This window comes from Ructibacterium gallinarum (genome assembly GCF_014982785.1).
Taxonomy (GTDB): Bacteria; Bacillota; Clostridia; order Monoglobales; family Monoglobaceae; genus Ructibacterium; species Ructibacterium gallinarum.
On sequence record NZ_JADCKB010000001.1, the window covers coordinates 127,334 to 152,001 of the forward strand.

Consider the following 24,668-nt stretch of genomic DNA (forward strand, 5'->3'; position numbering starts at 1 on the left):
AGATTATGAAGTATTCAAAACAAGAGGTATTGCAGTATGTACAGGAGGACGATGTAAAATTTATTCGGCTTGCCTTTTGTGATGTGTTCGGCAGGCAGAAAAATATCTCTATTATGCCAGAAGAGCTTCCCCGGGCCTTTGAATACGGAATTGCATTCGACGCCTCCGCCATCAAGGGCTTTGGAGACGAAACCCATTCCGACCTGTTGCTCCACCCGGATCCAGAGACGCTGATGCAGCTTCCATGGCGGCCAGAGCACGGTAAGGTAGTACGCATGTTTTCCACCATTTCTTATCCTGATGGCCACCCTTTTGAGCGAGATACTCGTCAACTTTTAATTCAGGCAACAAAGGAAGCAGAAAAAGCCGGCTGCCGCTTTGCTTTCGGCGCAGAGCAGGAATTTTATCTTTTCCGGCTGGATGAAAACGGCAACCCCACCAAGATACCCTATGACTATGCCGGATATATGGATATTGCACCAGATGACAAAGGGGAAAATATCCGCCGGGAGATCTGTCTTACCTTGGAACAAATGGGAATTCGCCCTGAGAGCTCTCATCACGAGGAAGGACCGGGACAAAACGAGATCGACTTTCGGTATTCCGACCCGGTTTCCGCCGCAGATAATGTAATGACATTCCAAACGGTGGTGCGAACGGTTGCCCAGCGCAACGGTCTGTTTGCGGATTTCAGTCCCAAGCCCTTGCGGGATAAACCAGGAAACGGCTTTCATATTAATATGTCAGTTAAGGCCGACCATTGTCCCGATGCTCTTTGCTATATGATTGCCGGCGTTCTTGATAAAGTCAAAGATATGACTGCCTTTTTAAACCCCGCTGAGAATTCTTATGAACGTTTTGGCAGCAACAAAGCGCCGGAATATATTTCCTGGTCCAGTGAAAACCGCTCGCAGCTGATGCGGATTCCTGCCGCCGCCGGCGAATACCGCCGGGCAGAACTCCGTTCGCCTGATCCTTCCGCCAATCCCTATTTGGCTCTGACTTTGATTATTTATGCGGGTCTAAATGGAATTGAAAAAAAGCTTGACCTACCCATGGTGGCGGATTTTAACCTTTATAAAGCCGATCCAGCTGTGCTCCGTCGTTTTCAGAAGCTGCCGGCCGACCTGAATAGTGCCTGCAAGACGGCTTCGGACAGCGCCTTTATCAAAAAATATGTCGCCGAAGAGATCCTGCATATTTATTGTGGCTAAAACAAGCATACCTATATAACAAACCTGCTTTTGCCAGGGAAAAAGAGGGAGGAAGCACAATGAGTTTAAAAGAACATGGCTACAGCGTTCTTGTAGTCTCTGCGGCGGAGAAATTCAATGCCGCCTGTTCCGTGCTGCTTCCGGAAACCAAATACGATCCCGTTCAAATAGTACTTAGCGTCAACGCCGCAAGGCGTGCCTTTGCAGAGCGGGATTTTGATTTTGTCATTGTCAACGCACCCCTCCCGGACGATACTGGGGTTCGTTTTGCCATGGATGCCAGTATGGCAAAGGGAACAGCTGTCTTGCTTCTGGTAAGGTCAGAGGTGTACGGTGAAATCTATGATAAAGTAACAGAAAATGGTATTTTTACCCTTCCAAAGCCTCTTTCACGCTCAGCCTTGGCCATGGGGCTATGCTGGATGGCTGCCGCCCGGGAACGTCTTCGCCGTTTTGAAAAAAAGACCTTATCCATTGAAGAAAAAATGGCGGAAATCCGCCTGGTGAACAGGGCAAAATGGCTATTGATCAGCCAATTAAAAATGGATGAACCCTATGCCCACCACTATATCGAAAAACAAGCCATGGACCGCTGTGTTTCCAAACGGGAAATTGCGGAAGAAATTATTAAGACATATTCCTGATGATACAACATATTTCTGTTTTACTCTTGACAATCGCGGGTGTTGGTGGTATAGTAAGAGTAACTACATAATACAAACCGTTGATGCGGAGATAACGGCGGCCATGCCTTTACAGAGAGTCTGCGATGCTGAGAATCAGGCAAGAAACAAACCGTCAAATGGACCGCGGAGGGTGCAGTCAAATGCAAAACATGGTTTTGCAAAGTATTCTGCAACGCAGAGGCATGCGTCAGTTGCCGGGGATATGTTGGTATCCTGCTAAGTGCACGGGTTTTCCGTGAATGCAAGGTGGCACCGCGGATAATATTGATTATTCGTCCTTGACAGATACTATCTTTCTGTCAAGGATTTTTTTATTTTTGACAGGACGATCCGCAAAGGGGGTAGGCGTGGGACATCTCACGGCAAATTATGTTTCTTCTTATAAAACGATGACGGAAAACAACGCTGTTCCAAATTTAAGTACAGAATTTTTTGATATACGGAGGAATAAAAAATGAATTTTAATGGAATTGATTTTGATACTTATTTTAAAAATTATCCGGACGAAAAAGGCTATTTTGGAAAATATGGCGGTTCTTATATTCCACCCGAACTGCAAAAAGCCCTGGAAGAAATCACCCAGAGCTATTTTACCATTTGTAAATCCAGCAAATTTGTAAGCGAACTGCGCAGAATCCGCAGAGAATTTCAGGGCAGACCCACCCCGGTTTCCTATCTGGAAAGGCTGTCCGGCAAACTTGGCAACGTCCAGCTGTATGTCAAGCGTGAGGACCTAAACCATACCGGCGCCCATAAGCTGAACCACTGTATGGGGGAAGCGCTGCTTGCAAAATATATGGGCAAGAAAAAGGTCATTGCGGAAACCGGCGCGGGTCAGCACGGTGTTGCTCTTGCCACTGCCGCCGCTTACTTTGGTCTGGAATGTGACATTTACATGGGCTCTGTAGACATCAAAAAACAAGCCCCCAACGTGGCCAGGATGAAAATCCTGGGCGCCAACGTCATTGAAGTCACCGACGGTCTTGCCACTCTGAAAGAAGCTGTTGACGCCGCTTTTGCCGCCTATAGCAGAGATTATGAAAACTGTATTTACTGCATCGGCTCTGTGGTTGGTCCTCATCCCTTCCCACTCATGGTCCGTGATTTTCAGAGCGTTGTTGGGATTGAAGCCAGAGAACAGTTTCTTGACATGACCGGAGAACTGCCGGACGCGGTGGTTGCCTGTGTGGGCGGCGGATCCAACGCCATGGGAATGTTTGCAGGCTTCCTCAATGATCCGGTGGATATTTATGGTGTAGAGCCCCTGGGCCGGGGCGCCACTTTGGGCGATCATGCCGCCAGCCTGCAATACGGAAGCGAAGGCATTATGCACGGCTTTAACAGTCTAATGCTCAAAGACGAAAACGGCGATCCTGCCCCGGTTTACTCGGTTGCAAGCGGTCTTGACTATCCCTCCTCCGGCCCGGAACACGCGTTTTTGCATGACCTTGGGCGGGTAAAATACGATGTTGTGGATGACGAGGAAACCATTGACGCTTTCTTCACCCTTTCCAGACTGGAAGGCATTATCCCGGCGATTGAAAGCGCCCATGCAGTGGCTTATGCCATGAAGCTGGCAAAGAAGATGGGTAAAGGCTCTATCCTCATCAACCTCTCCGGCAGAGGCGACAAGGATATGGATTATATTATTGAAAAATATGGCATTCGCTAATGGAAGGTTTTAACAAAAAAGAAAGCGCAGCAAAAACCGCGCTTTCTTTTTTGGCATGATATGTACTATGTTTCAAACATACTGATCCTAAAGAATTACAAGACCGTCCCTGTCCTGTTTTGCGTGTTCAAAACCTATTTTTAAAAATTTTACTTTTTTGAATTTTTCATCTATACACAAAACATCCTTTACTTTCCATTGTTATTTTGTTGACTTTTAATAAAAAATATGGTATTGTTTTAAAAAGAACTTTTTGCGAAAATGTAGTAAAAATGCAAAGAAAGGGTGATCAGAATGAGCAAAAAGTTAACTTGGGTTTCAAAGATTAGTTTTGGTCTTGGCGCCTTTGGTAAAGACGCCGTCTATGCAATCGTTTCTACCTTCCTCTTGTATTTTCTGACCGATATCAAAGGGGTTGCGCCCGCATTTGTCGGCACCTTGTTCTTGGTGGCCCGCATTTTTGATGCGGTCAACGATCCGATCATGGGAGTCATTGTGGACAATACCCGCTCCAAATTCGGCAAGTTCCGGCCTTGGATCATGCTGGGAACCGTTTTAAACGCCATTGTCCTGATCTTTCTTTATTGGAACACCTCCCTTTCCGGCACAGCATATGCTACATATATTGCCGTGTTGTACATTCTGTGGGGAATGACTTATACCATCGAGGATATTCCATACTGGTCCATGGTCCCAGCTCTGACTGATGATCCAAAGGAGAGAGACCAGATTTCGTCCATTCCCAGATTCTTTGCCTCTCTTGCCTGGCTGGTAGTGGGTTCCGGCGGCTTTGCTATTATTGGTTTTCTAGGCAAAGGCGACAGTGCCGACGGTTTTTCCAAATTTGCCATGATCATTTCGGTGGTGTTTATCATTGCTTCTACCCTCACCTGTCTCAAATGCCGTGAAGCACATGAAACCCCTAAAAACACTGAAAAAACCTCACTGAAACAGATGGTAAAAATCCTTTTTACCAACGATCAGGTACTGGTGGTATTGGGTATCGCCGCATTCTTCAATCTGGGCTATCAGCTGGAAAACAGCTTTGCAACCTTCTATTTTAAATACGTGACCGGAAGCGCAGACGGAACATTATTCTCTGTTTACACCGGGGTTGCCGGCATTGCCCAAATGGCCACCCTTGCCTTGTTCCCCTCCATTTCCGCCAAAATAGGCCGGCCGGTTGCCTATCTGATTGCAGCAATCACGCAGATATTTGGTTTTGCCGCTCTGATGGCCTGCGGCTTTATTGCCCCAAGCAATATTATTTTGGTCGGCATATGCTCTGCTATCATCAACATCGGCATCGGCTTTATGCTTGTGCTGGTCACGGTCTCTCTGGCGGACGTTGTGGACTATGGGGAATACAAATTTGGAACCAGGAATGAATCGGTCATTTTCTCCACCCAGACCTTTGTGGTGAAGCTGGCCGGCGCCGTTTCCGGTTTCATTTCCGGAATAGGCCTTGAGCTGATCGGATTTGTGGAAAATACCGCCCAAAGTCCTCAAACCATTACCGGTATGCGGGTTCTCATGTTTGTCATTCCTGGTATTTTTGCCATTATTACATATATTATTTATAAGCGTTTTTACAAAATCAGGGGCACATTCTTTGAAAATATGAAAGCCGAACTGGAAAAAAGAAGGTAGGGAACAATGATGTTACTAGGTGTAGATTATTATCCAGAGCAGTGGGATGTCTCTATGATGGATGCCGATCTTGACACCATCAAGGAGCTGGGCTGCAACGTTATTCGTATCGGAGAATTTTGCTGGCATATGATGGAAAAAACCGAGGGAAATTATGATTTTTCCTTTTTTGACACGGTCATTGCCAAGGCAAAAGCCAAAGGCTTGAAGGTGATTATGGGGACGCCCACTGCCACCATTCCCGCCTGGCTTGCCAAAAAGCACCCCGATATTTTATCCGAATTTGAAAACGGCCGCAAGCGCACCTTTGGCGGCAGGCACGTGTACTGCTTTAACAGCCCGGTGATGTATGAATATTCTGAAAAGATCATTCGTGCGGAACTGGAGCACTTTAAAAACGAAGACGCCATTGTTGCCTGGCAGATCGACAACGAGCTGGGACATGAATCCAGCGACGTCTGCTATTGCGGGCAGTGTCAAAACGCCTTCCGAGATTATCTCAGAAAAAAATTTCATGATGATATTGATGCGCTGAACGAAACCTATGGAACCACCTTCTGGTCACAGGAGTACAACGATTTTGACGAGATCCCAACGCCCATGGCCACCATCACCACCCATAATCCGGCCCTGCGGCTGGACTGGGAGCGTTTCCGCAAAAAAAGCATTACGGACTTTGCCGCATTTCAGGCAAAACTCATCAAAGAGATCCAGCCAAATGCGGTGGTCATGCACGATTTTTCGGGCGGCGGTCTGGAAAAACACTGTGACTTTTCCGAAATCGCAAAGCACCTGGACCAGGTTGCCTATAACAACTATCCAGTGTGGGGAGGCCAAAAAGAACCAATCCCCCCACACGAAATTGCATTTGGACTGGATTACATTCGCGGACTGAAACAGGAGAACTTCTGGATCACAGAGGCGATCATGGGCGCCCAGGGACATGATGTCACCGGCTTTCTTCCCCGCCCCAATCAGGCGAAGATGTGGTCCTGCCAGGGTATGGCAAGGGGCTGTTCCTCTTTGATGTACTTCCGCTATCGGGGAAACACCAAAGGAGCCGAACAGTTTTGCTATGGCATTTTGGATTCGGATAACATAAAACGTCGGAAATTCTATGAGGTGCAAAGCTTTTTTGCGGACATCTCTCAATATGAAAAACAGCTTGCAACACCGGTAGTCAGCAAGGTCGCCATGGCCTATGACTATGACTCTCTTGCAGCCTTTCGGATTCAGCGGCAAAGCATTCTTCTTGACTGCGTGAAGGAGATGCAAAAGCTCTATAAGCCGTTCTATGACCAAAACATTATGGTGGATATCATTCCGCAGGACGCTTCTTTTGACAATTACAAAATTCTGATACTGCCGCTGATGATTATCGGCAAGCCGGAACTGCAGGCCAGGGTAAAAGCCTTTGCCCAAAACGGCGGCATTGTCATTTTGACCTATCGCAGTGCTGTAAAGAATGCAGACAACAATCTGACCCTTGGCAAAGTACTTCCGGTAGGCTATGATGATCTGACCGGCATAGAAGTCATTGAAACCGAAAGTTTGCAGGATCTTAACGCCTTTCCTCTTGCAGGACAGGGGAAAATGGAAGGAAAGTCCGGCTATGGCGGCATTTTCAGAGATATGATTGTGGCAAAGGACGCCGACGTTCTCTACCGCTATGCTGACACCTTCTATCAAGAGTTTGCGGCAGTGACCAGAAAGCAGTATGGCAAGGGCACAGCCTATTATCTTGGCTGTTCGGTAGATGAAACAACATTGGGTGAACTGATTGCCTCTGTTTTGCAGGAGGCCGCCCTCCAGGGCATCGTATCTCCGGACGGAGTAGAAGTGGTGCACCGGGGTACAGACACCGATAAAATCTGCATTACCATGAACCATAATGCGTATACGGTAGAAACAAACGGCTTAAAGTTAGCCCCCTTTGGGTATCACATTGCACCGGCGAAGGGTTAATGTATTTTAACTTTTATGAGAAATGGCACCGGATTTTTGATAAATCCGGTGCCATTTTATGATTGCATAATTGTTATTGGACTGTTGTTATACTTCCTCTTCTTCCTGCGGGTTTTGCTTCAAATGCCGTTTCAGCACCAAATTGATATACTGGGATAAGGAACGGTCACAATTTTCTGCCCGAATCTTCAGCTGTTCTATAACATCTTCATCTAAAGTAATACTCACACTTTTCTTAAGTGGTTTCATCTTGACCCTCCTGTTTTTCTATTTTGCCGTATCTGTGCTTATCTTTGAGAATATTATAAAACAATGTATCAAATATGTCAATTTCAAATGCTTCCTAGTTTGTACCTATTGCAATCTCAAGGCAACCGACACGATTTTGAATAAACTGATAGAAAAAGGTTTGGCACCTCTGTTTATCACAGAGATGCCAAACCTTTTTGCCTTTATCACCATTGAATCCGATACGTAACGGGTTTCTCTCCGCTCTCCGCCGTCCATTGGGTTACACCATTTTGGCAGCAAACCTTAACCGGTACCTCTTCACAAAATACCGCCGCCTGCTCTGATGGAAAGACCGCCCGAAAGCTCCGGCTGGGCTGAGGATATCCGCCCTCCGGCGGGAACAGGGTTAGCTCCGCTGTTCCGTCTCCCTTGTCCTCAAATGCCATTTTCGTCACCGCATAGATATCCTTTTGATATTCCATGGTATCTCCATCGTCTTCATACAGCAAAAAGCTTCCGCTTCCGCCGGGATACATACGAATATACAAAGGTTCTTCTGTTTCTTCATCCAAATAGTCCTTGGGCGTTTGGGTCACAAACACTGCCCCTGGCTTGACAAAAAGCGCACCGCCCTTTCCGGCAGGAGGCTCATACGTAATCTCTCCGCTGTAGATCACATTGGTAAAATAGTCAATCCATTTTCCTTCCGGAAGGGACAGGTTCATATCAAAGGCGCCCACCAGCAAAGAATCCCCCAGCATATACAAATTGGTTGTTTGATCGTATCTTTCATCCTGCGGATATTCCAGCTGCATGGGCCGGATGATAGGGATCCCGGTCAGCCATGCGGCATAAGCAAAGGAATAAAGATAGGGAAACAAAGACGACCGCAGTCTTGCGTAATCCCGAATGATTGCTTCCTGCTTTCTGCCAAGCAGCCACGGATGATGCCAGTTCCGCCATGCCAAAATCTGCGACCACGGAAGCAAAAAACCGTAATGCAGACTTTTGACATTGCTAGGGTCAATATCACAGGTGGTATTGGTATGTCCGCAAAAAGCATAGTTCAAAATCGAAACCAGCGTTGCCGGCCCCCCGCCGGTGTCCCCGGCCCAGGTGGCGGCATACCGCTGGGTACCCGCATACAGAGCTGAGGTATAGATCATGGCTCTTCTTCCGGTATATTCCGAAAAGCCCCGGCTCATCTGCTTGGCCAGCAGTACCGGATACAGATTGTGTATTTCATCATCCGTATACCGGCACGCCCAAAGCCGGTCAGGATGCTCCAGCACCTGATTGGCGCCGTCCATCTTAAAGGCGCTGACGCCCTGATCTACAAACCGTTTCAGGTGGGTAAACCAGCTCTCCCCCGGAACAGTAATCTTATCCATAATAGACCCATGTCCAAAATGATCGTCCATGATCTCTGCGCCCTCATAGGAATTGGCACGGCAATCCAACTGTTCCTGTTCTTCCTCCCAGAGCAGGTCATAGTCACAGCACAGCCAAAGACTGAGCCGAAAACCCATCTGTTTTACATTATAGAGAAAAGACCAGGTGCCCGCATAATTCTTTTCCACCCAGGTTGGAAAATAGAACCGCTCCGGATGCCATTCTTTTTTGGTGGTAAAGTCATAATGCGTCTCCATCCAGCCCGGCTCCAGACCCACCATATCGCAGGGGATCTCCTCCCGGCGAAACTGAAAACAATCGTTCACCACATCATGGGCGCCCTCTTCTTCGTTGCATACAAAGGTAAATCCATAGCCCGCTCTTGGCAGCAGCAGAGGTCTGCCAGTCACCTTGGTATACTTGCCGATCAACGATTTCATGTCTTCACCCAAAAACAGATAACAATCAAGGATTCCTTTTTCCGCAGTAATATGTACCTGATTTCTCCCCTGACTATCCAGATCAAACCGCATTCGGTAGGTACAGTTGACAAAAAGCGCCCAATTTTCAGAGCTGATCAAAAACGGAACCGGGCCGTAACATACCGCATTTCTGACCCAGAGATCGGCAATTCTGCCCCGTTTCATCACGGTTTCCCGGCTTTCGTCTCCCAATCCAAACAGCCTTTCACGGTCGGACAAAAAAACGGTCAGGGAAAACCCATCGGCTTTCTGTACGGGCAGAATGCTTCGGCTAAAGTCCTGCCATATATAGGTCAGCTTTTCCTCTCCTTCTACCATTCCGCCGCCTTCCGCGGGGACCGACGTCACCACTTGGTACCGTGTCAGCAAGGAAGCGCTTTCTCCGCCCCCAACAAGATGCAATACTCCCTCATCTGTTTCTTCATACCAGATATTCTTTTTCCATAGTTGCATAACTTCCTCCTTTATATCTCAACCCAGCATTCCGGCAAGGCGCTTTCCGGAATTTTTGCCTTCCTGTTTTGATGGATGGTAATATGATACATCTTTCCCCGGAACCGGCGGTGCACCGTTACCGGCAAAAGAGCCGCAGGCAGACAAGGATCGACAATCAAACCGTCCCAATCTGGACGGATGCCCAAAAGATACTGGGTAGCCGCAATGTACATCCACGCCGCCGTCCCGGTCAGCCAGCTGACATTGGCAAGGCCGAACTTGTCACTCTCCGGCCCGAAAATGTTGGAGGCGTATACATACGGCTCTGCCTTATACCGCCACTGACCGGCATACTTCTGGGCATTGGCGGGGATCAGCTGGGTATAATACTCCCACGCCCGATCCGCATGCTTCAATTTTGCCTCTGCAATGACCGCCCAGGTATTGGCGTGACAAAATACACTTCCGTTTTCTCCGCAACCCTTGTTATAGCAGGTCAGCGCCTCTTCTTTGCTGGGATAGTCGGTCGTCATGGCAGGATGAATCTTTTTGATGCCAAGCGGAGTGTTAAGCAAGCGGTACACGCTGTCCATGGCAGTTTTTTGCTGGTTTGGCGTTCCCATGCCGGAAATCACCGACCAGCTTTGGGTATTGAGCCAAATCTTGGCCTGGGGTTCTTTTTCAGAGCCGATCATCCGTCCCGTATCCGTAATACAGCGCCGGAACCATGCCCCATCCCATGCCGTCTCCGTGACCAACCGATTCTGCGCTTCATATATCTCCCGATAGAGTCTGCCGTCCTCTCCCCGGCGCTCTGCCAAAGCTTCCATCATGGGAAGCACCGTCCCAAACTGCATACTTGTCCAGATACTCTCCCCCTTGCCTTTGGTGCAGACACGATAGAGCATATCGTTCCAATCTGACGCAAGCATCAGCGGAAAGCCCCTCTCTCCCAGATGCGATACTGTAAAGGCAATGGACTTTTTCATATGTTCCCATACCGTCCCACGGCCGCTGTCATAAAATTCTACCTGCGTGTCCAAATAGGAAAGTTCTCCCTCCTCCAGACAGATATGATATGCCGCCATCACCAGCCATAGATGATTATCCGAATGGGTTCTGGTCACCGGATCCCAGCCCTCTGTGGGAAAGCAATAATGATTACAGTGCCCGTCCTGATACTGCTGGGTAAACAGCAGATTCAGTTTTTCTCTTGCTCTTTTTGTGTCAAAGGGAATCATGGCCAAAATATCCTGCGCCGTATCCCGCACCCCTACGCCCCGGAATGTACCTGTGGCATAATAGCTGATATTTCTGGAAAACTGAAAGTTCCGCTCCGCCTGATAGGGATTCCAGATATTAATCATCCGCTCTGCTGTCTTATCTTTCATCTCACAGGAAAACCGGGACAAATAGGTATCCCAATGCTGTTTGAGCCCATCAAAGGAACGCTTGACAAAATCCTGCTCCCGGCAATGCTGTACCGCAGATATAACCGCCTGCTCTGTCATGGCTGTGCCCAAAAATATGGTTACTTCCTGCTCCTGTCCCGCCTTAAGCTCTATGGGAATTTCCAGTGCAAAACAGGGATCGCCCCCATACAGCGTAGAACCGCTGCAATGCCCTTCCTCCACTCTTTTGGGATTTTCCTCACTGCGGTAACTTCCCACAAATTCGTCTCGGTCACAGTCAAAGCCCGCCGCCGGAAGGGTAGCCGCAAAATATACCAGCGGCGTCTCATCCGGCTTTGGCTGATTCTCCACCGCATAATGATAGATAAGAATATCCTCTCGGTTATAGCAGGAGAGCTGATGCTTGTTATAGCACTGCCATTGCAGTTCCCGCATAAATTCCATCATGCCAAGCTCCACATAGGGAAACAGAGTAATTTTTTTATCCGTGTCACTTTTCAGCTGAAGGTGCATGATCAGGCAATTTTCCAATTCCCCCACAAAGTAAAGGGCATTTACAGCAAGACCCTCTCTCTTTGCCTCATAACGGGTATATCCCATACCATGGGCCGCCTGCCACTGTTCCGGTTTTGCGGCACATGGTTCACTGGTAGGACACCAAACCGTTTCCCCATCCCGGATATAGGTATAAAATCCGCTTCGATCGGTGGGCAGATGGAAAAACCGATAGTGGTTAATCCGCCATATCTGCGGACTTTTATAAAAAGCTACCCCGCCGCCTGCCTGACTGAGCATGGTATGAAAGGTGCCGTTTGATAAATAGTTCATCCATGGTGTCGGCGTGTCATATTTGTTAATCTGTATTTCTTTTTCCGCATCACAAAATGTATACTGCTCTTTTTGACTCATTTTCCTGCCTCCATTCTTTTTCTATATTTCAACCGCCTTTTTGACTGATCATTGCTATCGCCGGCATACGCATCTGCACTTTTGTACCCTTTCCCGGCTTTGAAAAAATCTGCACCCCGTATTTTTCTCCAAAGGTAAGCCGAATTCTAAGATGCACATTCAGCAATCCAATATGCTGGTTTTCCGCAATCTCATCCTGCTGCATCTGCTGACGCAGCCGTTCCAGCACAACGCCTTCAATTCCCAATCCATTATCGGTAACCGTAATCACCACATCGTCCCCCATTTTCCGGATCCGCACATGAATCCGGCAGTTTTGGCTGTTATAGTCAAACGCATGATTGACCGCATTCTCTAAAATGGGTTGAAGGATCATCTTCACCGTCTTTAAATTCTCGGTCTGAGGGTCTACTTCCCACACCACATGGAACATATTTTCGTATTTGATATTTTGGATCTCCATATACTTTCTGGCATACTCCACCTCAAGAGATATGGGAACAATATGATCTTTGGTATTTAACGTAATTCGCAAAAATTCCGACAAAAGCGTAATAATCCGTACTGCCTCATTATCCTTCCCCATATGATTCATTACAAACAAATTGACCGCCTGAAGGGTATTAAAAATAAAATGCGGATTGATCTGGGTTTGCAGCGCCACCTTCCGCGCCTGCTGAAGGGATTTTAGCTCCCGGGTCAGCTGCTGTTCTACAGCGGAATAATCTTTAATGATCCGCATAATATTATTGGAAATAAATAATGTTTCGTTCCAGTTATCCTGATCCGGCCCGCTTGCTTCCGACCCCTGCACATGAAACAGGGCTATGATCTCTACGATAGATTGATATATTTTTTCTGTCACATAAAATGCTAAAATGACCAGGGCAATCAGAAGTCCTGCTGCCCCCAGCACGATAACCGTACCAATGCCCTTTGTGTCCATCAGCTGTTTTTCGGGAATGACCGTCACATAGGACAAGTCATATTCTGACCGGGTCAGGGCATACAAAAAACCGTTTTTCTGGATTTCATCCGTGTCCGCTTCGGGGCAGAATCCGGCAATGATCCGTTTTGCCTCCTCCTCGTCAGTTTCCCTCTGCCCGCTGGACACTGTGTAAAGCATTTCCTGGTTCTGATCTAAAATATAAAAGTCCGCCTGGTACTGCTGGTTCATGCGCAGCAATTCATCCTCGATCCGATCCAGCTCCACTTGCACACACAAAAAACCTATGTTATCCAGTTTCCAGCAAACACTCAGATACTCCTCTTTGCCCGTCATCGGCTCTAAAGAACTCATCATATAAAACGTTTCTCCCGTCTGCCGATACCGCTTCAGCCAATCCCTGTCCTCAAATACTTCCATCTTGCCGCTTACAGTATTGGAATAGACATATTGGCTCTTAAAACTGCAGAGATAGACATTGGCAATCCAATCGCTTTTATTTACCTGGGAAAAAAAGGTATACACCACTGGATGCAGGGTTGACTGATACTCGCTGCTGCTGATCGGAATCCCTTCTTTACTTAACAAAAGATTGATATACTCGCTTGAGGCTGCCGATTCATAGATCCCCAGCACCTCACCCATGACATGGTCTACATAATTCCCTGATTTCATGCTGATTTCTCGGGACAGAAATTTTAAATCCCTATTCTGACTGTAATGATAATATGCGGACAAAATCACCGTATATACCAGGAAAAAAATCAGCATCACAGTCAGCAGCATCCGGAAATATCGAAAAAACACACTTTTAAACTTATATTTGCGCAGAATATCTAAGGTCGGCTTGATCATTTCTCTTCCTCCCGCATTTTATGCTTGCTGCGGTATTCCAGCGGTGTTTCCCCGGTCACCGCCTTAAAGGTCTTATAAAAATGCTGTACATTGCGGTATCCTACCATTTCTCCGATTTCATACGCCTTTCGCTCCGATCCGGTTAGCAGTTCCATGGCGTGCCGGATCCTAACGTTCATCAAATAGTCAATAAACCGCTCTCCTGTTTCCTTTTTAAACATACGGCTGAAATACGCAGGGTTCAATCCTACATACTCTGCCACTTCGTCCAGAAAAATATCTTTTTGATAATTTTGCTGAATATACTGTATCGCCTGCTTCAGCGCAGACTCCGTGCCGGAGGACTGTATGCGGTATAACGTCTGCAATAAAAACTGCTTAAGCTGTTCCCGGTTCATTTTTTCCAGATTCTTGGGTTTCTCAAGGTCCAAACACTCCAGCACCCGGCCGGCAAACCGCCGTATCTCATGCAGTTCGGTCAAATAATCCATAACCATAGCTGCGATGTTTGCCGCACGGGCATTGTCATGCTCTTTGACATGATACTGAATGCTTTCAAGCAGACCGGTTTCTATTTTCCCCCGGTCCGAAAACCGCATAAAATATTCTGTCACCAGATGCTCCACATCCTCTACCACGTTCCCTGCCATGCAGTTGGGCTTCACATCCAGCACATCCTGCATTTCCCGGGAAAAGCAATCCAGTCCGTCATGGAACGCTTTTGCGGTAAATTTCTCTTTCTCTCCCATGGCAAGCAGTAAGCTTTCCTTGCTGCTATGCCGCAAAATATAAAAACAAATGTCCCCAGAACAAAAACTCAGAATATTTTCCAGGGTAGTAAAAAATCCGTTCTTGCCGTAGAAATATTTTTGTGATAAATACTGCTCTAAATTTTCCCATTGGATACCAATTAAGCAATACCGCCGATGAGAGCTTAAGTCAATCCCCGCACTCCGGAGGCTTTTCTCCAATTCTTCCTCGCTGCGGTATCCGCCGGTAACCATATCCAAAAGCACCTGCCGGCAATCCTCCTGGTTCTTGCGCCGCTCCTGTTCTAACTGGTCTCGTATCTTTTTAAAACAGCAATAAAGATCCTGATACGAGGTTGGTTTGGTTAAATATTCCTCCACCTTATAGATAATCGCCTGCCGGGCATACTCAAACTCCTGATACCCGCTGACCAAAATCACTTTGATATCCAGTTTCTGTTCCGCCACGTACTGAGCGATCTCAATGCCCGAGACATACTTCATCCGAATATCTGAAAGCACCACATCCACCGGATGTCTCTTAATATATTCCAAAACCTCCCGGCCGTCCAAAAACTCGCCCACAATTTCAAAGCCCAGGCTCTTCCAATCCAGAAGCTTTTTCAGCTCACGCAGAATAAACCGCTCGTCATCTGCCAGCACCAATTTAAACATATTGTCCCCCTCCAACGTCTTTTTTCCGCAATAGCAGGAAATGGCATAAAATTCAGAACCTCTGAATCCTATACCATTTCTTTTCACGAAAACGCCATCTGCAAAGTGTCCAAAAACTTTGCATCGGTTTCTGTATCAAAAGGCACTTCATCCCCAACTAAAATCATGCCGCTTTCATGCCAAAACACCAATTGTCCCATGGATTCTGAAACCAGACGCAAAGGAACCATAGTAATATCCTCCTGCAAAAACGGCGCAAACGGCATTTCATAAGTTTCTCCATTTTTGGTATACTCTGAACTTCCTATCGTAAACAAAAGTGTAGTATCTCCTGACTGCATGAAAATCTTCTGATGCTGTCCATCCCATTCCACCGAATATCCCAGACCCTCTGACAGGATTCTCAAGGGAACCCAAGTGGTATCCTCTATCAAGACCGGTGGCTGTACCTGAATTTTCCGGCTATTTTGGAACAAAACCGGACTGTTAATCTTCATGGCGGCAAGATTGGGATTTCTTTGAAACATCAATGCCGTCATGGCTTCATAACCATCAATGATATTCAGCCGCACAGCACTTGCCAGTACTTTGCCGCTTGTTCCAGCAATATGCACGGTCAGTTTACCGTCGCTGAGCTGTATCATACCAAGCTCCAGCCAGCCGCTGACCCCTTGGTTCTGCGGCAATTCATATTTCTGCTCGATTTCCGCAGACTTTAATGTCAGGGTTGCCGCGGGACAGCCCGCGTCACTGATGGCATTCCACCAGCTTACATAATAGGCGCCCGGCTGGGTTTCTATCTTCCACGTTCCAGCCGCGCCGGATGCCCCTTTGCCTTCCATTACCGCAGTTCCGCCAAAACCGGTCAAGGTTCCTGCCTGCCACAGAGCCGGGTCCTCCGGCTCCATAGCATCAATCTGATATACACTTTCTGCCCCAAACACAGCGGATGGACACAGCAAAAATATAATCAGCAATACAAAAACAATCTTTTTTATTCCTGTCTGCTTCATCTTTTTGTCCTCCTCTTATTACTGCTCCATATTCCGCAAAACAATCATATGCCGCGGTTCTCCGCCTGTCATGGCAACCAAAACTTTGGAACAATTTGCTCCAAACTCCGTATAGGGACGGATATCGTCCGCACTGCCCGAGGTTACCCGCAATTCTCTTCCTCCATATTCCACAACGTCTATCGGAAAGATATTCAGCGGCACACGGGTGTTGATATAAATTCCCGTTAAGTTCCCCTGCAAATCTTCCGTTTCCGGAATGCCGCTTGGGCTATATTTTTCTACCGTAATATCCTGGGTGGTTATGGTTGCAATGCCGCCGCTGACCTGGTATACATAACCCAAAAATGTTTTTCCGCTCTTTTCACTCCATGTGGAAAAACGGTGGGCATAATTCTGCAAATCCGAACCAAATCCACCTTGAAAAGGATTGCCGTCCAGTCCGGTGGTGAGTCCTCCCACAAATAAATTGGTAGTATCGTTCGCCCGGTCAACCGCTTCCTGAGAAATGTAATAACGATATTTCATCTCCGGCACAAATCCATCGCTTCCCCCCGATGGATTGGGGATTCCCGGTTTGTATACAATATAAATCTTGCTGACATTACCATCCGTATCGGTGGCATAACGGAAAATATCGCCTTTTTCCAATTGGTATTCTCCTGTGCCAAACGGAGATGTGGCATACTCATATTCCTCGGCCAGTGTAAGTTCTACGGTCTTGCCATCCTGGTAAGCCAAAATCTTCTGTACTTCATTATAATCCTTGTCAAGGCTGGTCATCAAATCAAGGGCAATGGTCATGGTCTTGCGGTCCTTCCAGCTGGAAAGCGCCCCAGTGGAGGCATCTACACCAGAAATCACAATATCCGCCATAGGCGAAGCCGGATCTGTACCGTAACCGATTACCTCATATCTGCCGTCTACCTGAAACATATTGTAATTGGTTTTAATGTATTTGTCCGCCTCGGTAATATCTGCCGGAACACACAAAACCTTTGTGGAAGAATCCACATAAATCGCACCACCAAAGGTTTTCAACCACCCCTGAAATGCCATATTATCTTTGGTCTGGCTGGTTACCTCGCCAATTTTATACAGCTTTCTGGTTCCGGGGATCGGTTTGTCAGCCGGAAGAATCAACCGTTTTATTTCATTGTCTTCATTGATCTGATATTCAATCAGACCGCTGACCCCTTGCATTTTGTCATAAACCTCACTGCCGGAGCAGGTAACCTCGTTACCGTTTTTATCCTCAAACCGAACACGGGATGCACATTTATACACTTCATCTGTCCCGTTTAAGGCGTAGATCCGGAACATACAGGTGGCAGAAAATCCATCATCCTTGGCCATTTGCATAATATATCCGTAATTGGTCCCGCCTCCGAAAGAGGATTCCATCCAGCCAATCTTTCCCTCCGCATTTAAATACATGGTCACCTGATCCCCAGGGGAAAATTCCATGCGCTGGTTTGAATTGAGATATTCTGCCGCCAGTTGATACTGAACCTGATCGACAATATATATGGGTCCATCTTCTTCCGAACGCTCTTCTTCTATCTTGCCGGAAACCTGCCGGTTCGAAAGCACCACTTCCTTGACGTGCTCGTTTTCAGCTACCATCAAAACCTGCCCCTTTGCTATCTCCGCAAACGAGCTTTCTCCGCCTTCTGCGTTAAGAATGGTAATCCTCATGTCCTCATCCGCGGTATCTAAGACAAGTCCTTCTGTTCTTCCAAGTTTATCATACACTATAGATTCTTCCGTGTCAACGCTGGCAACATATATCGTCTGATAATCTTTGACCAGCACCACTGTTTTGCCTTTATTGTTGATAACCGTCACGTTTCCGCTCTTTGGCGTCAGTGTTTGGCCGTTCCATTCTCCAGCTGCAAGGCCATTATAGATCACCGTGGCATCCTCAGGAATCCGCAGACTGCTATTTTTTCCGTTCCGCTCATATACGATCTGACCATCTGCATACCCTATGATTTCCTTGCCTGTAACCGTTCTGATGTTATTGGATCCCAAAAGATAGCTATGCAGAATGTTTTTATCCGTCTTTTTATCGTGTTTATAGTATGCTTCCACCTGATATGCCAAATATTTTCCTATATCAGCGGCATCCCCTGTTTGCAGCAATACATTGTCGATTTTTACTTCCCCTCTGCGCAGCGTACTCGGCCCCCACATGGAAGTAATATCATTTTCTTCCACAATTCCGGTAATTTCTGTCAGCTGCATAATCTCTGTCAATAAGGTTTCATCCTTATGGGTTTCATAGGACCGGGTTTCTCCATAAGAAACACACTGAAGAATCTCGGTATCCAATGCGGCACTGAGCATATGCGCCAAATCCAACCGGGTAATGGGCTTGCCTGCCGTACCGGAAAGCTCTCTTAAAAGCCCCAAATCCCTAGCCGTTGCTATGTATCCCTGGGGGTATCCGCCTGCCATTTGGGAAGGAAGCCGATAACCCAAAATAATGATCATGGTTTTGACCGCTTCTTCGTACAGCATTTCTCGGTCCGGTTCAAAATTACCGGCGCCGTCACCCACCATAATTCCATACTGGCAAATGGTTTCAATGACACCAGAAGCCCAGTGATCCGACGGTACGTCCAGGAAGCTCCCCGCATCGGCGGCAGGCGCTTCCGTCTCGCCAAGCTCTACCTGCTCATCGCTGTAAAACGCATCATACCAAGCGCCGTTTACCGGCTCCACATTAAGAACCGTACACAAAATCTGCGCCATCTGCGCCCGGGTCAGCGCATCATCAGGATGAAACAGACCGTCTTCATAACCCTCCATAATTTCAAGTGCCATCATACGGCGCACCGCATAAGGAAGCTCCTCCTGTACCGGCGGGGTTTGTTCCGCCTGCTCTGTTTCCACAGTTTCTGCCGTATCTGCCGCCTGCCCATATGCGGGAAGAATACAAAACGCAGTGATTAATAACCATATCATCCATTTTTTCATGATTCTCTTCCCTCCAATACTCTATACAGCATAACCGCAGCTTCTGCCCGGGTCAACGACGCATCCGGCAGGAAATATCCCTGGTCATTCCCCTGAAGAATGGAAGCCCCGGATAAAACCCCTACCGCTTCTGCCGCATAACCGCTGATGCTTTCTTGGTCTACAAAGCTGTGAACCTGTGTCTGTTCCATCTCCAATGCCTGATTCTGCATGGCACGGTATATCAAAACCGCAGCATCTTCCCGGCGGATCCACTGTCCTACGCCAAACTCTGTATCAGAAATTCCATATACCAGTCCATGCTTGACACCAGCGCCCACATAAGCCGCATACCATGCGTCAGGCTCTACATCCGCAAACGTCGCTTCTCCTTCTACCGAAAGTCCAAATCCCGCAATCAGCATCTTGACAAACTCTTCACGGCATACCGGGCGCTCCGGTTCGAATTTTCCGTCTCCCGTTCCGTTTAAAATTCCTCTCTTCGCAAGGCTCACAATCTGCACTTGTGCCCACGGATAATCCGTAAGATCCGAAAAAACAGGCTGATTCTGTTCTTGTTCCATAGCGTCAATGTCATTTTGGTCAATTTCATAGATTCCAGTGGTGCCGCCGCCGATGCCGGAAGGTCTTCCGCCTCCGCCGCCACCGCCGGTTCCGCTACCGCCAGTTCCGCCGCCCTGTGCGGAAACCTCACTGACCGCAGTTTTCAATGCACTCCGAAGTGTTTCCGGTGTCGTTGGCGCCGCCTTCACCAGCTTTGCGTCCACCGTATTTTTCTGCGTATCCGATAAACGCCCATACGCCGTCAAATCCAAATCCAGCAAAGCGGCATATTTCTCTAAAATACCGCGCACATGCCCATAGCCATTGTTTTTGTAATAGCCGACCGCAAATACTGCTGTCTGCTTTTCAAAATCCGCTTGAAGGTCTGCTATGTCTGCAAAGTTTTTGCCCTGCATACTCTCTGCCAAAGCCTGTTTTGCCCCAGCCTTGATCCCATCGGCAAACAAAGCATAAGCCTCTTCTTTTTCGCTGAGCTTTAAAATGTCTTCATGCAAAAACACGCCGTTTTCCATCACCGTTTTTCTCTGATTAAAAGCCTCTACCACAGCAATTTCTTTCAGCGCCGCCTGCAGTTGCTTGATGCCCTCTGTTACCGACGGATCCGCTTTGGCTTTCTCCAAAAGAGCCTTTGCAACCGGCGTCTTGTTTAAATCCGCATAAGCAGTATCCTGCAGTCCTGCGGCATTTTCATACTGCTCCAGAACCTGCGCCAGCTTTGCCGCATCCTCTTCCTGCACACAAGCAATGACCGCATTTAAAAACGCTTCTGTTTCCTGTGTATTCGGAAGGTAAAAGGAAAAACTCTGATCCTTTTCCTCCTGGGCAGAAATCACACCTCGATAATCTCCGCCGGCGTTTATCAAGGTGAAAACGAAGGAATATGCACCGTTTTCTGTCGTTTTGATCTGATCCACATGCGCAACGCCGTTCTGTCCGTCATATACCCGAATCGTGACATTCCGGTTTTTCTTTGCCTGCTCTGTCACACCGGAAACAGAAATTTCTCCCGTTTCGATATCTACCTTGCATACCGGTTCGGCCGCCAGCGCCGAAACTGCCCACAGCAGGCACAGTAATAAACAGATTCCTATTTTTCGTTTCATCATGATACCCCTCTTTCTGCAGCCAGTTCTAATCCGCTGCCGCTATGATCATATACCGCAAAATATCCCGCCTGCGAAAGTGCGTAAGGATCTTCATAAGCGATACATTCCTTGCCGTCCACGAAAACCGTCAATAACGTCCCGTTCACCTGCTGATTGGATGTTATTTTCACATCATGCCACTGGCCGTTACCCAGCAAAGCATTGGGTACAATGGCAAGAAACTCCTTCTTTCCGCCGCGGCATCTCACAAGTTCCATTCTGTCTTTTCGCATGACCAAAAGATACCCTTCTGTTTCCCAAGGTGAGCAGGTTCCATCTGCCATATGAAAGCCCAGCGCCTGCCAGGCATCTCCTTCACCCGGCGCGGCTTTTATGGAAAAGGCCGTTTCAAAATTCAACGGCAATTTCTCCTTGGTGGCGTTTTGCTCACCAGAAAACCGCAAGAGGCCTGCTTGTTCTTCCGCGGGCTGCTGCCAGTCCCCGGCCGCAAAAAGATTTTCTGCTTTTTTGATCTCACTGACACCGGCCTTGCCCAGCAAACTGTCATCTGCTGTTTCTTCCACACCGGACAGCTGAATATATCCGCCGCCGCTGGGATTATACAGCGCCATATTGCCTGCCTCATAAAATGGATGGTTCATATCCACATAATCAAAAACAGTTTCGTTATTGACCCGTACCAGGATCCGCACACCGCTTTCCACATCAATGGCGCTGAAATCCAGCCGGCACGGTTCTCCATTTTTGATATATTTGTTCTCCAAGGTGTCAAGAAATTCTGAATACCCCAGCGTAAATTTCTGAAATTCTATGACATCCTCCTTAATTACCATCAAATAACAATTCCCCGCTGTGTTGTAAACATAGTTGCTGGTATCGTTCTGCCGGAGGGCAATGGCCACCCAGCTTCCCTTTGTTTCCACCTCCAGCATAGCGCTGATGCCTTCGCAGTTTTGCATGGGCCGTACCGTATTGGCAATGACATCGCTTTCACACCGCACAGTATTTCCTTCAATTGAAACGCCGCCGTTGCCGCCCCAGGATTTTTTATCTCCCACAAACTCAGAAAAATTAACAAAGCCGCGGTTCTGCCGCTTTTGCACCTGGTTCATAACATTAGAGAGATTCGCAGAAACACTGTCAATTTCACTTTGCCGGGGATGTTCCTCTGACAGCACATCTCTGGCGCCGGTTAACGCATCCTGAAGCATCTGTTTGCTGCCCGGCAAATATTGACCAATTTCCTCACCTTCCTGCATTTGTGCAATAATCTGTTCTGCCTGCACTGCTGTCTGCTCCAATGCCGAAGAAGTCACCTGGGCATCGTACTGCGTTGTAGTAAAACGATAGGGCTTTCCTCTATTATATTGCTGCGTCTTCAGCTGACGCCCCATAGCATAAGCCGTTACATCCCAATAATAAACCATTTCATTTGCCTGTAAGTTTTTCACTTCCAGATAGGCATAAGGCGTCTTTTTCTCATATACAATCTGTTTCATTTCGGGATCAATCGCAATTCTAAGAATATAATAATCTGCCCCCTCGGCCGCTTCCCACCGGAACAGATTAGAAAGGTTTTGCTGTTCTTCCTCTCCGGTTTTGGGGAAGCTCTTTTTAAACTGTAATTGCGGCGGTGTAATTTCTGTACGATATTCATTGGTATAAATTCCAAAATCGTCCATATTAAATTCCATATTCGGCAATTTCTGCTTCAGTTCCGAATCCGCCCGGAACGCAAACTGATGTTCTGCCGCGTTCTCAAAATCTTTGGTGCCTTCGATATTAATATTATTTTCCAGCCTCTCCGCATATTTAATCACACTGTCCTGCAAATAAAACGGCTTAGTATTGACTACCAGATTATCATAAAGCAAATTATATTTTGGAACCCATTGTTCATCCGACAAAATTGTAGAAAGATTGGGATATTTACTATAGGTCTGGCTTTGATAGGGAACCTTTTGCAGGCTCTGATAACATTCTCCGCCTTCTACCGCCATGGATTTTCCCCAGCCTTCGCCACGGCTGTCAAAGGTGATGCTTTCACGTCCGTTGATAATCAAATTATCATGCACAATATGATCCCGGCCGCCGCCAAGCAGCATCCCCAAAGCAGTGTTTTCAATAATGTTATGATGAATGTGATTGCCGCAAAGCATATCATCCATATAAATCCCAACCGTCAGCGCCGCCGCGGAACCGTCTTCCACATATTGAATGTCATGCAGGTAATTATAAGCAATTTCCGTGCCCCGGTCTACAAAGGACCGTCCTGCATAAATCGCTCCTGCGTCCAAAGATTCCTTGACCACGTTATAAATTTCGTTATAACGGATCTTGTGGTCATTTCCGGAATAAGAGATAGCATAATGCGGTGCCTCGTGCATGACACAATGTTCCACACTGTTTCCCACACCGGTCATATAAACTGCGGCGCCATAGGTTTTCTGGTTCAGTCCAAAATCATAAAATTCACAGTTGGTCACACTGTTTTCCCCCGGGGTCAGCGTCTGCTGATCTCCTCCCCGAAGATACACGCCTGTTGAACCAAAACTGATAAAATTGCTGTCTGTAACCGCAACCCGCTTGCCATTGGTAAGGGAAATACATTCTTTTCCAATGTTTTTAAAGGTACACCCACGGATCTGCACATCCGTACAATTATCCATTTCCATTACGGTATCCATGGTTCTCTCAAACCGAAGTCCCTCAAACCGCACATTGGATACACCGTTTAACCAAAACATCACATCTGACATGACCGAAAGTTCCAAACTGGTATCTGTCAGCGTATAAGGGGGATAAAAATAGAGTTTCACCTCTTCTCTGTCAATATAAAATTCCCCTGGCATATCCAGTTCTTCCAACAAATTATTAACAATATACCGAGCGCCGTCCACCACACCGAAGGTGCTGACACTTTCCTTGGTCGTGATGGTGTTTGCTTTGGGATCTACACTTCCAATTTTCATACGGTCATAGGCATAATCATACTTGAAAAAACCTTCCAGCAAAGCATCCGGCGCCGTTTTCCACCGATCTGCCCTCTCATTCGTATATTCAATTACCGCCGGAACACTTGCCGTCTCATGCCGTGCGCCCGCTTCATACCTTTGCCCAGGATTGATCACTTTGTCCACATTGGCATATCCCACATTGGGCCAGCGCGCAATGGTCTGCCTTTTATCATTGACATACAGCATCGGCAAATCGGTTGCGGTATAGAAAAAATATGCCGGAAGCACATACGGTACCAAAGAATCAATTCCCTGAGATTTTAAATCAATAACGCCAATTTTATCTACCACTTCCGGCTGTATCCGTTCTCTGATTTTTTTGTCCGTAACCGGCAGAAATGCTGCGGGATTCAAAGAACGGCTGCCTGAAAAGGTAACTTCCGCCCCCTCTGCCGCCCGGTAAACGACTGGAGCCGCCGTTGTACCAGAATCGTCTGATGTAAAATTGACAGTATGATCTATCTGATATTCCCCCGAAGCAAAGATGACCGCAATTTCTCCGGCGGCAGATGCCCGCTTTTTCTGCACCATCGCCTTCGCTCCTTCTATGGTTCGAAGAGGCGCATCCTTCTCTCCGGTAGCAGAGTCAGATCCATCAGGCGATACATAAATCTCTACTGCCGCTGCTGTGCCGGCACAGATCTGCGGACAGAATCCCATCATCATGATCATTGCTATTGAAAATGCTGTTATCTTCCTTCTCATTTTGTTCC

The 24,668-nt window shown here is 47.3% G+C and carries 15 protein-coding genes; 6 read left to right on the forward strand and 9 right to left on the reverse strand.

What is annotated here, in order from left to right; genetic code table 11:
• Positions 1-5 precede the first annotated feature (5 nt).
• From INF28_RS00665 to INF28_RS00690, 6 genes are all read left to right on the forward strand, one after another.
• A complete protein-coding gene (locus INF28_RS00665) occupies positions 6-1,214 on the forward strand; it encodes a glutamine synthetase family protein (RefSeq protein ID WP_226391531.1) in 1,209 nt (402 codons plus the stop codon).
• Between the two features lie 59 nt (positions 1,215-1,273).
• Complete coding sequence (locus tag INF28_RS00670; RefSeq protein WP_226391532.1) at positions 1,274-1,858, forward strand: ANTAR domain-containing response regulator; 585 nt, start codon at positions 1,274-1,276, stop codon at positions 1,856-1,858.
• Positions 1,859-1,961: 103 nt separating this feature from the next.
• A complete protein-coding gene (locus tag INF28_RS00675) occupies positions 1,962-2,120 on the forward strand; it encodes a hypothetical protein (protein ID WP_226391533.1) in 159 nt (52 codons plus the stop codon).
• 249 nt (positions 2,121-2,369) lie between these two features.
• Positions 2,370-3,572 carry a tryptophan synthase subunit beta gene (trpB, locus tag INF28_RS00680; protein WP_226391670.1) on the forward strand — a complete coding sequence of 401 codons (1,203 nt, stop codon included), beginning with the start codon at positions 2,370-2,372 and terminating at the stop codon, positions 3,570-3,572.
• A gap of 294 nt (positions 3,573-3,866) precedes the next feature.
• Positions 3,867-5,222, forward strand: a complete 1,356-nt coding sequence (gene melB / locus INF28_RS00685) for a melibiose:sodium transporter MelB (protein WP_226391534.1) — start codon at positions 3,867-3,869, stop codon at positions 5,220-5,222.
• A 6-nt stretch (positions 5,223-5,228) separates the two neighbouring features.
• A complete protein-coding gene (locus INF28_RS00690; RefSeq protein ID WP_226391535.1) occupies positions 5,229-7,187 on the forward strand; it encodes a beta-galactosidase in 1,959 nt (652 codons plus the stop codon).
• 87 nt (positions 7,188-7,274) lie between these two features.
• On the opposite strand, the gene INF28_RS00695 is transcribed toward INF28_RS00690, so the two are convergent.
• From INF28_RS00695 to INF28_RS00735, 9 genes are all read right to left on the reverse strand, one after another.
• Positions 7,275-7,436, reverse strand: coding sequence for a TraY domain-containing protein (locus INF28_RS00695; protein ID WP_226391536.1), 162 nt, complete (start codon positions 7,434-7,436; stop codon positions 7,275-7,277).
• Between the two features lie 206 nt (positions 7,437-7,642).
• Complete coding sequence (locus tag INF28_RS00700; protein WP_226391537.1) at positions 7,643-9,745, reverse strand: glycoside hydrolase family 31 protein; 2,103 nt, start codon at positions 9,743-9,745, stop codon at positions 7,643-7,645.
• Positions 9,746-9,756: 11 nt separating this feature from the next.
• Positions 9,757-12,048, reverse strand: a complete 2,292-nt coding sequence (locus INF28_RS00705) for a GH36-type glycosyl hydrolase domain-containing protein (protein ID WP_226391538.1) — start codon at positions 12,046-12,048, stop codon at positions 9,757-9,759.
• A gap of 28 nt (positions 12,049-12,076) precedes the next feature.
• Positions 12,077-13,849 carry a sensor histidine kinase gene (locus tag INF28_RS00710; protein WP_226391539.1) on the reverse strand — a complete coding sequence of 591 codons (1,773 nt, stop codon included), beginning with the start codon at positions 13,847-13,849 and terminating at the stop codon, positions 12,077-12,079.
• A complete protein-coding gene (locus INF28_RS00715) occupies positions 13,846-15,273 on the reverse strand; it encodes a response regulator transcription factor (RefSeq protein ID WP_226391540.1) in 1,428 nt (475 codons plus the stop codon). Before INF28_RS00715 ends, INF28_RS00710 begins: the two co-directional genes overlap by 4 nt.
• 83 nt (positions 15,274-15,356) lie before the next feature.
• Positions 15,357-16,286, reverse strand: a complete 930-nt coding sequence (locus tag INF28_RS00720; RefSeq protein ID WP_226391541.1) for a copper amine oxidase N-terminal domain-containing protein — start codon at positions 16,284-16,286, stop codon at positions 15,357-15,359.
• Between the two features lie 18 nt (positions 16,287-16,304).
• On the reverse strand, positions 16,305-19,268 hold the full coding sequence (locus INF28_RS00725) for an S-layer homology domain-containing protein (protein ID WP_226391542.1): 2,964 nt from the start codon (positions 19,266-19,268) through the stop codon (positions 16,305-16,307).
• On the reverse strand, positions 19,265-20,938 hold the full coding sequence (locus INF28_RS00730) for an S-layer homology domain-containing protein (protein WP_226391543.1): 1,674 nt from the start codon (positions 20,936-20,938) through the stop codon (positions 19,265-19,267). Before INF28_RS00730 ends, INF28_RS00725 begins: the two co-directional genes overlap by 4 nt.
• Positions 20,935-24,660: a right-handed parallel beta-helix repeat-containing protein gene (locus tag INF28_RS00735; protein ID WP_226391544.1), complete on the reverse strand. Its 3,726-nt coding sequence runs from the start codon at positions 24,658-24,660 to the stop codon at positions 20,935-20,937. Before INF28_RS00735 ends, INF28_RS00730 begins: the two co-directional genes overlap by 4 nt.
• Between the last annotated feature and the right edge of the window lie 8 nt (positions 24,661-24,668).